The sequence below is a fragment of the Phyllobacterium ifriqiyense genome (genome assembly GCF_030817885.1).
GTDB classification, from domain to species: domain Bacteria; phylum Pseudomonadota; class Alphaproteobacteria; order Rhizobiales; family Rhizobiaceae; genus Phyllobacterium; species Phyllobacterium ifriqiyense.
On record NZ_JAUSZT010000003.1, the window covers coordinates 2,751,417 to 2,764,757 of the forward strand.

Consider the following 13,341-nt stretch of genomic DNA (forward strand, 5'->3'; position numbering starts at 1 on the left):
TATGAACGGCAATTATCGCTTTGCAAGCTCAAGAACTTTTTCAGCGGCAATTTCGCCGGCAGGCCGATCCGTTTGCATCAATCGGCTGATCTTGTCGAAACTCTCAAGCTGAGCGTCACGCCGCAGACCTGGCATCAGCAATTGCTCAACTTGGCGGGCAAGTGATCCTGCGCGCACGAATATATTGAAATATTCAGGCACAGCAGGTTCATCGGCTATGATATTGGGAAGCGCGGCGCTCCATATTTTGATACGTGGCGCAAGAAAAGTGCGCGCTAGCCAATCCGCCTTATAGGAAAGTACGGTTGGTATGCGAGCCAGCGCCAATTCAAGCGATACCGTGCCCGACGCGGCAAGCGCTGCATCTGCTTGCGAAAAAGCGCGCAGCCTCTCGGCTTCACCAACAACAATATTCGGGCGGACCGTCCAGTTTGCCGTTAATTCACGAACCATTGCCTCAACTCGGGGCAATGTCGGTATAGTGACATTTATGCGATTGCCCCGGCTCACCAGCAATCCTGCCGTTTCACCGAATACATCAATCAAACTGGCGATTTCCGACCTTCGCGAACCCGGCAGAATCAGGAGATTCTTGATATCTCTATCCCCAAGTCCCGCATCTCGTGCCCGGTTTTTTTCGGCTGCTTCCAGCAGCGGCGCATAGGAAACCAGCCTATGCCCGACATAGGTGGATGGGGGTCCTTCCAGATCCTTTAATGCCTGTACTTCAAAAGGCAAAATAACCAGGACGTGATCTATGTACGAGCGCATTGCCTTCGCCCGCTCAGGACGCCAAGCCCATACGGATGGGCTGATGTAATTAACGATGGGGATGGATGGATCAGCGGCCCTCACCTTGCGTGCCACGCGGTGCGTGAAATCGGGACTGTCGATAATGATAAGACAATCCGGCTTTGCAGCGACAATTGAGGCAGCAAGTTGAGATATCCGGCGAACCAACTGAGGCAATTTGCGTATGATCGCACTAAGCCCGACAAGCGCTATCTCGTGCTGGTCAAACAGGCTATCAAGCCCAAGCTCAGAAAGATGGTCGCCACCAACGCCGGTCAGCGTAATCTCTCCATCATAATCTTTGCGCAGCGCCCTGACCAGATCGGCTCCCAACTGATCACCGGACTCCTCACCGGTTATGATAGCCAGACGCAGTGTTTTTCGAGCTGTCATCAGCTTTTCTCCTGCTCAAAAGTCTGGATAAACAGGCCGGCCGCATTGGCAGCGGCAAGGGTATCTTCGTAGGAAAGTATAAGGGTGCGGCCAGCTTCCACCGCAATTCCGCTGAGACCGGCCTTCACCGCGTTTTCAACAGTGCTCACACCAATAGCAGGGAGATCCGCCCTAACTTCCTGTTGCGGCTTGGCACATTTGACCAAGACACCACCTTTGCGGTTTATCCGCTTTGCCTCACGCAGGTCGGCGACACGCTGTAGCATCGCATCCGTCCCTTCGACGCCCTCCAGCGCCACGACGCGCCGCCCTACGGCAATAGCCGCCTGACCAATGTCCAGAGAACCAATCAATGTCGCTGCTTTACGCGCGGCTTCGATGTTCTCACGTCCTTCCTGAGTAGGTTTCTTACGTGTGATGCATCCCGGCGCTGGCGCGAGAATATCAGGCACGACTTCGTGCGCTCCAAGCACGCGAAAACCATAGGATTCAATTGTCGAGATGACAGCCCGGAGCAACCCATCATCTCCAAGCCTGAAAGCGCGCATAAACCGATAGAGCGCCACAAGATTACCGTTTCCGGGCTTAAGTGCGGCACTGAACTCCGGCCGGTGCCGAATACCACCAGCAAGAACAACATTTGTGATGTTCTCCGCTTTCAAGATTCTCATCAACCCGCCAAGTTCCACAATGGATATCTCGGCATGCTCGCCGGCATAAAGTTCAGGATCAGCCTCCCCTTTGATTGTTACAATCAAAGGGTTCGCGCCTTGCTTTCGCAAACTGGCTGCAACTGCGACCGGCAGAGAGCCATTACCCGCTACGATGGCAGTGCGGCCAATAATCGGCGCTGGAGATTTCTTCGCTCTAGCTGACGTCACTGTCACTGATCTCGATTGCAGAATCGAGCGGCGGTGTACAGAAGGCGCGCTTTGTGTCGGTGCTGATGAAATCGATGAGATCAGCCACGGCAGGCGATTCCGGAAATGCGGTACGAACATCATCGGCACGATTTTTGATCGATTTTGACCGATCGAACAGCATGCGCACGGCATGGCGTAAATTATGGATTTCAGGCCGCGCCATGCCCGAGCGCTTCATCCCGATAATGTTAAGACCACCAAGATAAGCATGATTACCGATAGCCATGCCATAAGGCACGAGATCGCTGGCCAACGCCGCGAGGCCGCCAATAAAGGCGTGATGGCCCACACGTACAAACTGATGAATACCCGCACCGCCGCCAATAATCACATTGTTTCCAATAGTGACGTGACCGCCGATCATGACATTGTTTGAAAACGTAACATTATCGCCGATGATGCAGTCATGCGCGACATGGGAATAAGCCAGAAACATGCAATTGTCGCCGACTGTCGTGATGCCGCGGCTCCCATCAGTCCCGCGATGCATAGTGACGCCTTCGCGAATAACGCAGTTCTTGCCGATAACAAGGGTGGTATGCCCACCCTTATGTTTGGTATTCTGGGGCTCGCCGCCAAGCACCGCATTGGGATAGACTTTAGAGCCATCTCCGAGCGTAGTTGGCCCCATGATGACGATATGGCTGAGAAGACTAACATTGTCGCCAATAACGGCTTGGGAACCAATATGGCAAAACGGGCCGATGGTTACGCCTTCGCCGATTTCTGCGCCCTGCTCAATGATGGACGTGGGATGAATGCTCGACATTAAACCCCGGTCTCTTCAACAGGGAAGCTAACCATGGCCGCAACTTCGGCCTCGGCGACCTTGAATCCGTCCACCTCGGCAACGCAGGCGTATTTATGGATATTGCCGCGTTGCTTGAGCTTTGTGACGCGCAATTTCAATTGGTCACCCGGTACAACCGGCCTTCTGAACTTGGCATTATCGATGGTCATGAAGAAAACCTGACCAGGCTTGCCGCTACCATTGTTGAACAACACAATAGCACCCGCAGTCTGGGCCATAGCTTCGATGATCAGCACACCAGGCATAATGGGCAGTTCCGGAAAATGTCCGGCAAAATGCGGCTCATTGATGCTGACATTCTTGATCCCAGTCGCTGATCTGTCTGCGTCAATATCAACGATCCGGTCGATCAACAGGAACGGATAGCGATGTGGCAAATTGGCCAGAAGTTTCTGGATATCCGCAACGCCAAGGCTCTCTGTTTTTATGGCATCAGTCATCTGAACTGCTCTCCTTCTTGGTCCGGGTCATGGCGCGAACGCTGGCAATCTCACGGAACCACTGCTTGAACGGTTGGGCAGGCGCTCCAGCCCATCTCTCACCGTCCGGAATATCATTCATAACGCCGCTTGCCGCGGCAATCTCAACACTCGCCCCAATCGTGACGTGATCTTTAATTCCGACACTGCCGCCAAGCCGCGTCATATCGCCGAGAATGACGCTGCCGGAAATACCGCACTGCGCCGCGATAACGCAATGGCGGCCGATCTGCACATTGTGGGCAATCTGCACCAAATTATCGATTTTCGTGCCTTCGCCAATGACAGTATCAGCCAAAGCACCCCGATCTACGGTCGTATTTGCGCCAATTTCCACATTGTCCTGAATGATCACGCGGCCAAGTTGGGGCATTTTATCAAGACCGGCTTTGCCCGGCACATAGCCGAATCCATCCTGTCCGATGCGCACGCCTGGATGCAGCAGCACCCGATTGCCGAGAAATGCATATTGAACGGAACTACCTGGGGCAACATAGCAATCGCGTCCAATCTTGCAGCCATTACCAATGACCACATTGGCGCCAATCACAGTGCCGGAGCCTATGGACACATGACTGCCGATAATTGCACCCGGTTCAATTGTTACGCCGTCTTCAATTTCAGCAGTTTCATGAACAATAGCATGCGATGAAATGCCGGTTTGCCCGCTCCACAAATGCGCATTGACAGCATTCGGATAAAGCGCACGTCCGATAGCGGCAAATGCCTGCTGTGGGTGGCGCGTGACAATGATCGCGACATTTTTTGGTATGCTGGGTCTGACTTCTTCGGTGCAGAGCACACAAGCGGCATTCAGACCGCTCAAATCCAATGCACTTTTTCTGCTTTCAACGAAAACGAGTGCATCAGGACCGGCATCATTTAGCGAGGCTAAACGGGAAATTGGCCGGTTGGCCAGAGAACTGTCCACAAGAACGCCATTGGACAGATCGGCGATCTGACCAATGGTTACGTTTGACAGTGACTCATAAAAGATCGGATCGGCCATCGACTAACTTTCTCCCCCGGGGAAACTTGCTCCCCCCGGGAGGTCAGCAATCTATCAGAACTTGCTCGACATGCCGAAGTTGAAATTCTGCACCTGATCGCCATCAACTTTCTTGACCGGCACGGCATAATCGAAGCGCAACGGACCGAATGGTGATGCCCACATGATGCTGGCGCCGACAGATGCACGCCATTCCATCTTTTCGCCTTCAACGTCGATACCGTCGCTACCCTTCAAATCACTACCGAACAGGGTCGCAGCATCGGCGAAGAATGCACCACGAATACCAAGACTTTCTGGAATAACAGGTATCGGGAACTGGGTTTCAACGCTTGCATTCAGGTAGGTATTACCACCAAGGAAGCTACCCTTCTTGTCGTCTGTATTGGCGTCACGAGGACCGATACCGGCATATTTAAAGCCGCGGATCATGTCTTGCGTGTTCTTGAACGTATCGAACACGCGCAGATCATCGCCGCCGAAGCCTTCAATGTGGCCTGCACCTACACCAACCAAGCCGACAACATCCAACTCATCAAGCAATGTCTTGTAATAGCTGGCTTTAACCGTTGTCTTCAGGAAGTTGGCATCACCGCCGATACCGGCATATTCCTGATTGAACTTCGCATAGATACCATCGCGCGGGTTCTTCACGTCATCAATTGTATTGTAGGTAAGCGACCAGCTGACCGATGACTTGATCCAAGGGCTTTTCTCCGCAGCATCAGCAAACGCCTTGGATATTTCGGATGGGTCATATTCACCATTTGGAAGCTTGGCATCGCCGTCAATCTCATACTCTTCTCGGGTAAGATTATAGGCAACGCCTGCAGTCAGCTCTTCCGTGATCGGCAGACCAAAGCGGATTGTACCGCCGGTCAAATCTGTGTCGTACTTGTCCTTGACGCCTGACTGGCGCTTGAAGATATCAAAGCCGGCAGAAACGCGTTGTCCCAAGAAATAGGGCTCTGTGAACGAGAACGAATAGGTTCTATTATTGTCGAGACCGCCACCGGCGCCAAGACGAATATACTGACCGCGACCAAGGAAGTTACGCTCCGTGATGGAACCTTCCACTGTAGGCCCTGGGCTTTCACCGCCGGTCGTGTAACCACCACCGATGGAGAATTCACCTGTCGGCTTCTCAATAACGTCAACGACCAGAATTACCTGATCCGGCTGCGAACCAGGCGCAGTCGAAATATTGACGGTCTGGAAGAACTCAAGGCGCTCAAGACGACGCTTTGCGCGCTGAATGAGAACCTGATTGAATGCATCGCCTTCGCTCACATCGAATTCACGGCGAATAACGAAATCGCGGGTCTTTTCGTTGCCGCGGATTTCAATACGCTCAACATAGGCGCGAGGGCCCTGATCGATCGCATAAGTAACGGAAATCGTGTGATTTTCGAAATTACGATCACCGCGTGGCTCTACTTTCGCAAAAGCATAACCCTGACCGGCAACCTTTTCGGAAACCTTGATGATTGAATCTTCAACATCCTTGGCGCTGTAGGTGTCGCCTTCGCGAGACTTTACCAAGCCATTCAATTGCGCAGTATCAACGCCCTCGACAGAGCTTTCGATCTGCACGCCGCCAAATGTATACTTCTCACCCTCTTCGACGGTGATATTGATTGTATAATCATTGGTTGCCGGATCGAGATCGGCAGTTGAGGAAACAACGCGGAAATCAGCATAGCCGCGGTTATAATAGAAACGGCGCAGCGCTTCCTCATCTGCACGCAGACGATCTTCGCTGTAAACGTCGTTACGGGTCAACCATGACAATGGGTTGGATTTCTTTGTCGAAATCACGTCACTTAGACGGCGATTGCCGAATGCCTGGTTACCGACAAAGTTGATCTTGGCAATCTTTGTACGGTCGCCTTCATTAATTTCGAAGACAACGTTAACGCGGCCTTCGCCCAGATCCATCAAACGCGAATTTACAGTTGCATCGCTGCGGCCAACATTGCGATAGGCTGCGCGGACTGCTTCTGTATCTGCATCAAGCGTTGCTTGATCGAAAGCGGCACGAGGCTTCAACTGAACAGCGTTTTGCAACGCTGGGTCTTTGATCTTCTTGTTGCCCTGGAAAATAACCTGGTTCACAACCTGATTTTCATTGACGGTAACAACAAGAGCACCGCCCGACTGGCTGATGCGCACATCGCTGAACAGGCCAGTAGCGAAAAGACGCTTGGTGGCAGCATCGATATCTCCATTGGAGAATGGCTTGCCAGGCGTGATACCGATATTGTCGCGCACAGTCTGCGCATCAACACGTGTATTGCCCCGCACCTCGATACGGCTGACAGTAGCTGCCTGAGCTGTAGCAACGCCTGCGACCGTTGTTACGATCGCACCCGAACTGACGAGTGCCGCTGAAATGGCGAGCGCTGACGCCGCACCTACAAATTTTGAACTTGCCGCCATAGGCCTTATGAACCTTCGTTTCTCGTTATACCCGGGCGAGATCCCGGACTAAGCATTACTCGTACACCGTCATAGCCGGTTTTTATATACACGCAAGGCTTACGGTTAAAAACTGTTTACTTCCCACATAACAGTGGCATCCATGCCACGCCATTCAGCACGTATAGTAAACAGATCATGTCGTTTTGCCATAACACGCCTCAAATTTTCACTAATGTTTAATTTTCGCATCAGCAAGCGAACAGATCATTGAAGATGACGAATCCCATAAATCCGAGCACAAGGAAGAACCCTGTACGGAAAAACAACTCCTGTACAGCCGGTTTTACGGGCCTGCCTATAATTGCCTCGGCAGCATAAAAAACCAGATGCCCTCCATCAAGCGGAGGCAATGGGAAGAGATTAAGCAGCCCGATACCAATGGAAAGCATGGCAGTAAGCTGAATCAGCCAATCAATGCCCTGACTGGCCGCCTGCCCCGCCATTGTCGCAATCTTGACCGGACCACCCAACTGGCATTTATCTTCGCGACCTGCGAAAAAACGGCTGAAGAATTGTCCTGTACGGGCAATGATAAAGCCACTTTCGCGCACGGCCTGACCAACCGATTCGATTGGGCCATACTCGATGCGACGAATATTCCCCGCCTGCAAATTGGTAACAACGCCGATTACTGCAACCTTTACCTTGTTGCCCAACGCGTCTTCCTGCTCGGAAAGCTCAGGCGTCGCAGTCAGATGTACCTCTTTGCCTGCACGTTCGACCACAAAATCAAGTGCATCCCCGCCCCTTGCCGAGACATGGCGCTGCACATCCGCAAAAGTCACGATCTTCTCGCCATCAACGCTGACGAAGCGATCTCCCGGCTGGAAACCGGCAATGGCTGCCGGGCCACCAGGACGCACTTCGGCGACCATAGGATCGGAAATCATCCTCCCATAGAGCGCAAAAAACACCGAGAAAATCGCGACCGTGAGCAAAATATTGAACGCCGGGCCTGCAAATACCGTTGCGGCACGTTTCCATACCGGTTGAGTGTGAAAGGCTACAGCACGCTCAGCATCCGTCATGGTCGACGCATCGGCTGCGGTAGAACTGGTTACGTCTTCGTCACCGGCAAATTTTACATACCCGCCGAGCGGAATAGCCGATAGCTTCCAGCGCGTCCCTCTGGAATCATTAAAGCCTATCAACTCAGGCCCAAAACCGATCGAGAAAGCTTTTACGCCGATACCGCACCACCGGCCCACCAGATAGTGTCCCATCTCATGAACGAAGACAACAACCGTTAAAACGATAAGAAACGGTACGATTGTTCCAACGAGCACGCTTTGAGTACCAAATATGGTGTGCAACAGATCTGTCAAATTATCCTCCGGGCCCGCAACAGAATAAGCCAAAAGGCTTCGAAAGCTCAGCCGTCTAGAAAAGTATGTCGTATGGGGTTTCTGGCGTTACCAGAATTGCACCGATGACGTATAGTAATGCAGCGGCAGCTACAAGCCCATCCACACGGTCCATCACGCCACCGTGACCGGGAATCAACGTACCTGAGTCCTTGGCTCCAAACTTTCGCTTCATCCAGGATTCACCAAGATCACCCAACTGGGCGATAATCGAGATCAACAATGCGATGAAGGGCAGAGACATCCCGCCACCGGGAGTGATGAACGAGGCGCATGCCACACCGGCGGCAACGCCCGCCGCTGTCCCGCCGATCGCTCCCGACCATGTCTTGTTGGGTGAAAAACGCGGAGCAAGCTTGGGCCCGCCAAGTGCTTTTCCATTGAAGTAGGCAAAAATATCCGTTGCCCACACCACGGCAAACAAAAACAGAATCGCCGCAAAACCATCACCGGTATCGCCGCGCAACAATGTCAGGGAAATGGCGGGAAATCCCGCATAGACCAGACCTGCCGCTGGCCAATAGCCGGATTGGCGCCCGCCCAGCATGGCCACAACTGCCGCACCAACGAATAGAATGAGAAACATTGACAACACATGCTGAGTGAATAACAGAGCCAGCAATGTGGCGATCAGAACCACCCAGGATAATCCGCCGGTCAGGCCGCTCATCCGCCCTTTTGACATTAACTGCCACTCAAACATCACGCCAAGCGCTATTGCGCTGGCAAGCAGACCAAAACCGAAGCCGCCCGCCCAAGTAAGAATGACTGCAACGACTACCAGAACTATCGCACTAAGGATGCGCTTTTGCAGATTGGAAAGCCCATTGCCGGAAAGTTTCACAGAGCGATTTCCTGTGCCGTAACCCCGCCAAAACGGCGTTCACGCGATTGAAACACTTCAATCGCTTCTGACAAATGCGTAGGACGAAAATCCGGCCAGTAGCATGGCAGGAACATGAACTCCGAGTAAGCTGCCTGCCAGAGCAGGAAATTGGAGAGCCGCATCTCGCCGCTCGTCCGGATAATCAGATCCGGATCTGGCATTTCAGCCGTATCGAGACGGGCCGATATCGCCTCCATCGTGATTGCTGTACTTGCGATAATGCCCGCTGAAACGTCATCGACCAGCTTCTTGACCGCGCGGGTAATTTCGTTGCGCGAGCCATAGTTAAAGGCAATTACCAAGGTCAGGCCCTGGTTCTTTTCCGTCAATGTTTCGGCTTCGTTTAAAAGCCCCAAAATGTCTTTTGCCAGTCCGTCGCGTTCTCCGATAATTCGAACGCGAACATTTTCCCTGTGCAAATCCGCCAGATCGCGGCGAATGAATAGTTTTAACAGGCCCATGAGATCGGAAACTTCCGATCGTGGTCTCGACCAGTTTTCAGAGGAGAAAGCAAAAAGCGTGAGGAAAGGAATACCCATCTTCCCGGCGGCCCGGATTGTCTCGCGCAGCGTTTCCACCCCGGCCTTATGTCCTGCAGCGCGCGGAAGGCCTCTCGCCTTCGCCCAACGGCCATTTCCATCCATGATGATGGCAATGTGGCGCGGGTTGGACATGGGTGTAGACCTCCTATGAGTATTAGAACCGGGCTATAGTTCTAAACCTGCATAATTTCCGCTTCTTTAACAGCCACAACCTTATCCATCTCAGCGATGGTGTCATCTGTCAGCTTTTGAACTTTTTCAGACAAGATACGGTTATCGTCCTGACTGATGTCGCCGTCTTTTTCGAGTTTCTTCAGCTCGTCCATTCCATCGCGGCGAACATGGCGTGCCGCCACTTTGGCCTGCTCGACATATTGGTGAGCAATCTTGACGAGTTCCTTGCGGCGCTGCTCGTTCAACTCAGGCAAAGGAATGCGCAAATTGTTTCCGTCAGTAATCGGATTGAGGCCAAGCCCGGATTCGCGGATCGCGCGCTCTACTTTGCCAACCATCGACTTGTCCCAAACGGATACGGACAACATGCGCGATTCTGGCACAGTAATATTGGCAACCTGATTGAGGGGCATTTGCGAGCCATAAGCCTCAACAGTAATCGGTTCGAGCAGGCTAGCAGAAGCACGTCCCGTGCGAAGTCCGCCCAGATCATGTTTCAACGCTTGCACGGCACCATCCATACGGCGCTTCAGATCGTTCAAATCGAGTGCATCACTCATACTCAATGCTCCTATATTCTTGGGCGGTAAGGCTGGTTAGCTATCGGATACGACTGTTGCGCGTCCTTTACCCTGCAACACTTCTGCAAAACCACCTTTTTCGTGGATTGAATAGACGATAATTGGAATGTTGTTCTCGCGTGCAAGAGCGACCGCTGTTGTGTCCATGACTGCAAGGCCGCGATCCAGGACATCCTTGTGAGTCAATCGATCAAATCGCACAGCATTCGGGTCTTTTTTGGGATCGGCCGAATAAATTCCATCGACCTGCGTTCCCTTGAACAAGGCGTCGGCGCTGATTTCAGCAGCGCGAAGCGCGGCGGCGGAATCTGTTGTGAAGAATGGATTGCCGGTGCCACCGGCGAATATCACCACCTTGCCCATATCCATATAGGCAGTCGCCAGACGCTGTGAAAAAGTCTCGCAGAACTCCGGCATGGCAACAGCAGATAGCACAACGGTATCAATGCCGAGCTTGACAAGGGACGTGCGCAGCGCCAGCGAATTGATCACTGTTGCAAGCATCCCCATATGATCGCCGGTTACGCGGTCGCCGCCTTTGGATGCCACTGCCACACCGCGAAAAATATTCCCGCCGCCGATAACGACACCAACCTCGACGCCAAGCGCCCGCGCCTCGGCAATGTCGCTGGCAATGCGGTCTGCAACCGCAACGTCAATACCAAACCCCTGGTCACCCATCAGAGCTTCACCGGAGGCTTTCAGCAGAACGCGTTTGTAAACAGCCGTACCAGCCATGGAGTCTCCCTCAGGGTCTTTTCTAATTGAATGTGAATTCCGGATACACGAAGGGCATCGCGTTGTCACGCGATGCCCTTTCATTTCAACTATTGAATATTACTTCTTAACAGCCGCTGCAACTTCTGCTGCGAAATCTGTTTCTTCCTTTTCAATGCCCTCACCAAGAGCAAAGCGGGCAAATGCGGTGATCTTTGCTGGCGCGCCGATTGCCTTTTCCGCATCCTTCAATGCAGCTTCGACAGTCAGGTCAGGGTTGATCACGAATGCCTGCGAAAGAAGTACGACTTCTTCGTAGAACTTACGAAGGCGGCCTTCAACCATCTTCTCGATGATGTTGTCTGGCTTGCCGGACTGACGAGCGGACTCGGTAAATACTGCCTTTTCGCGTTCAACTGCTGCCGGATCAACCTCAGCGGCGGTCAAAGCAAGCGGGTTAGTAGCAGCAACATGCATCGCAACCTGGCGGCCAAATGCGTTTGCAGCATCTGCATTGCCTGCTGTCTCGATAGCAACAAGAACGCCGAGCTTGCCGAGGCCGTCGGAAACGGCGTTATGAATGTATGTTGCAACGACGCCTTCACTGACGCTCAAAGCGGTGGAGCGGCGGAATGAAAGGTTTTCGCCGATTGTGCCGACAGCGTCCTTGATTGTGTCTACAATCGACTTGCCGGTTGAAGGATAGGTTGCAGCCGAAACAGCAGCAGTCGAACCGTCTGTTGTCAGTGCAACACTGGCAACATTGCGAACGATATCCTGAAACGCATCGTTGCGGGCAACGAAGTCTGTTTCAGAATTCACTTCTACAACAACCGACTTGGTGCCGTTTGTTGCCACGCCAACCAGACCTTCGGCAGCGGTACGGCCAGCCTTCTTGTCGGCCTTGGAAATACCCTTCGCACGCAGCCAGTCGACAGCGGCTTCCATATCACCATTGGTTTCTGTCAGGGCTGTCTTGCAATCCATCATGCCAGCGCCGCTGATTTCGCGGAGTTCTTTTACTTGTGCTGCGGTAATGCTCATTCTAATCGCCTCTTCTCAAAGCAATCTCACGAAAACCGATACGGCCTTCCGTTTGAAACTGCGTGAAAACAAATAGATAAAGTGTCTTCAGAATCTACCGAAACCAAAACCACTTTAAAAACGAAGGCATACTGGTGAACCAGCATGCCAACTATGCGGCGCATCATGCGCCAGTCGAATCGTTTTTAAACACCCGATAAGACGGGTGTATGAAGCCTCAAGCGGAGGCTTCACCTTCCTGTGCAGGTGTTTCTTCAGCCGCTGCTTCGAGTGCTGGTTCAACAGGAGCTTCTTCCTGTGCGCCAACATCGATGCCGAGCGAGCCCTGCTGACGCAGAATGCCATCGAGAGCTGCCTTGGCAATCAGATCGCAATAAAGCGAAATAGCGCGGGAAGCATCATCATTGCCGGGGATCGGGAAATCGATCTGGTCCGGATCGCAGTTGGAATCGATCACTGCAACAACTGGAATACCAAGACGCTTGGCTTCCTGAATTGCAATCGCTTCCTTGTTGGTATCAATGATGAAAATAAGATCCGGAACCGAACCCATGTTCTTGATACCGCCAAGAGCGCGGTTGAGCTTCTCGCGTTCACGGTCAAGGTTCAGACGCTCCTTCTTGGTGAAGCCCTGTGCTTCGCCGGAAAGAAGTTCGTCAAGCTTGCGCAGACGCTGGATGGAATTCGAAATGGTCTTCCAGTTGGTCATCATGCCGCCGAGCCAGCGCGCGTTGACATAATACTGGGCAGACCGTGTTGCGGCATCGGCAATGATGTCCGAAGCCTGACGCTTGGTGCCGACGAACAGAACGCGGCCGCCACGGGCAACGGTGTCCGAAACCTTCTTCAGCGCTGTATTCAGCAGCGGATAGGTCTGGGCAAGGTCAAGAATGTGGATATTGTTACGGGAACCATAAATATATGGTGCCATTTTCGGGTTCCAGCGATGTGTCTGGTGTCCGAAGTGAACGCCAGCTTCCAAGAGCTGACGCATGCTGAAATCAGGCAATGCCATCTTGTGTTTTCCTTTTCCGGTTGAACCTCCACGGGAAGAGGCGGGAAACCCGCCACCGGAGGCCATATCGGATTTCTCCCGATATCAACCCAAATCCCGTGTGTGGAATGAAGCGGCTGTTAATGGATAT

Annotated in this window: 12 protein-coding genes and 1 pseudogene; all 13 read right to left on the reverse strand. The window is 52.7% G+C overall.

The window, feature by feature from the left end; all coding sequences use genetic code 11:
* Positions 1–12: 12 nt before the first annotated feature.
* The 13 genes and pseudogenes from lpxB to rpsB all read right to left on the reverse strand — a co-directional run bounded on the left by lpxB (position 13) and on the right by rpsB (position 13,211).
* Positions 13–1,188: a lipid-A-disaccharide synthase gene (gene lpxB / locus QFZ34_RS21110; RefSeq protein WP_370878867.1), complete on the reverse strand. Its 1,176-nt coding sequence runs from the start codon at positions 1,186–1,188 to the stop codon at positions 13–15.
* Positions 1,185–2,072, reverse strand: a complete 888-nt coding sequence (locus tag QFZ34_RS21115) for an LpxI family protein (protein ID WP_370878823.1) — start codon at positions 2,070–2,072, stop codon at positions 1,185–1,187. Before QFZ34_RS21115 ends, lpxB begins: the two co-directional genes overlap by 4 nt.
* Positions 2,053–2,877: an acyl-ACP--UDP-N-acetylglucosamine O-acyltransferase gene (lpxA, locus tag QFZ34_RS21120; protein ID WP_115053017.1), complete on the reverse strand. Its 825-nt coding sequence runs from the start codon at positions 2,875–2,877 to the stop codon at positions 2,053–2,055. Before lpxA ends, QFZ34_RS21115 begins: the two co-directional genes overlap by 20 nt.
* Positions 2,877–3,359, reverse strand: coding sequence for a 3-hydroxyacyl-ACP dehydratase FabZ (gene fabZ, locus QFZ34_RS21125; protein WP_307285175.1), 483 nt, complete (start codon positions 3,357–3,359; stop codon positions 2,877–2,879). Before fabZ ends, lpxA begins: the two co-directional genes overlap by 1 nt.
* Entirely contained in the window at positions 3,352–4,407 is a 1,056-nt protein-coding gene (gene lpxD / locus QFZ34_RS21130) for a UDP-3-O-(3-hydroxymyristoyl)glucosamine N-acyltransferase (RefSeq protein ID WP_307285178.1), read from the reverse strand. Before lpxD ends, fabZ begins: the two co-directional genes overlap by 8 nt.
* A 54-nt stretch (positions 4,408–4,461) precedes the next feature.
* On the reverse strand, positions 4,462–6,846 hold the full coding sequence (bamA, locus tag QFZ34_RS21135) for an outer membrane protein assembly factor BamA (RefSeq protein WP_307285180.1): 2,385 nt from the start codon (positions 6,844–6,846) through the stop codon (positions 4,462–4,464).
* A gap of 230 nt (positions 6,847–7,076) precedes the next feature.
* The gene (gene rseP / locus QFZ34_RS21140; RefSeq protein ID WP_307285183.1) at positions 7,077–8,213 is read right to left on the reverse strand and encodes an RIP metalloprotease RseP; all 1,137 of its coding nucleotides are present in this window, start codon (positions 8,211–8,213) and stop codon (positions 7,077–7,079) included.
* A gap of 55 nt (positions 8,214–8,268) precedes the next feature.
* Positions 8,269–9,096: a phosphatidate cytidylyltransferase gene (locus QFZ34_RS21145; protein ID WP_307285186.1), complete on the reverse strand. Its 828-nt coding sequence runs from the start codon at positions 9,094–9,096 to the stop codon at positions 8,269–8,271.
* Positions 9,093–9,821 (reverse strand): annotated as a pseudogene (locus QFZ34_RS21150) (isoprenyl transferase); the annotation flags it as partial. The pseudogene QFZ34_RS21150 and the gene QFZ34_RS21145, both read right to left, overlap by 4 nt.
* Before the next feature lie 32 nt (positions 9,822–9,853).
* On the reverse strand, positions 9,854–10,414 hold the full coding sequence (gene frr / locus QFZ34_RS21155; protein ID WP_115053010.1) for a ribosome recycling factor: 561 nt from the start codon (positions 10,412–10,414) through the stop codon (positions 9,854–9,856).
* A 36-nt stretch (positions 10,415–10,450) separates the two neighbouring features.
* Positions 10,451–11,173, reverse strand: a complete 723-nt coding sequence (pyrH, locus tag QFZ34_RS21160; protein WP_115053009.1) for a UMP kinase — start codon at positions 11,171–11,173, stop codon at positions 10,451–10,453.
* A gap of 99 nt (positions 11,174–11,272) precedes the next feature.
* Positions 11,273–12,196, reverse strand: a complete 924-nt coding sequence (gene tsf, locus QFZ34_RS21165; RefSeq protein ID WP_115053008.1) for a translation elongation factor Ts — start codon at positions 12,194–12,196, stop codon at positions 11,273–11,275.
* Between the two features lie 217 nt (positions 12,197–12,413).
* On the reverse strand, positions 12,414–13,211 hold the full coding sequence (gene rpsB, locus QFZ34_RS21170) for a 30S ribosomal protein S2 (RefSeq protein ID WP_115053299.1): 798 nt from the start codon (positions 13,209–13,211) through the stop codon (positions 12,414–12,416).
* Positions 13,212–13,341 lie beyond the last annotated feature (130 nt).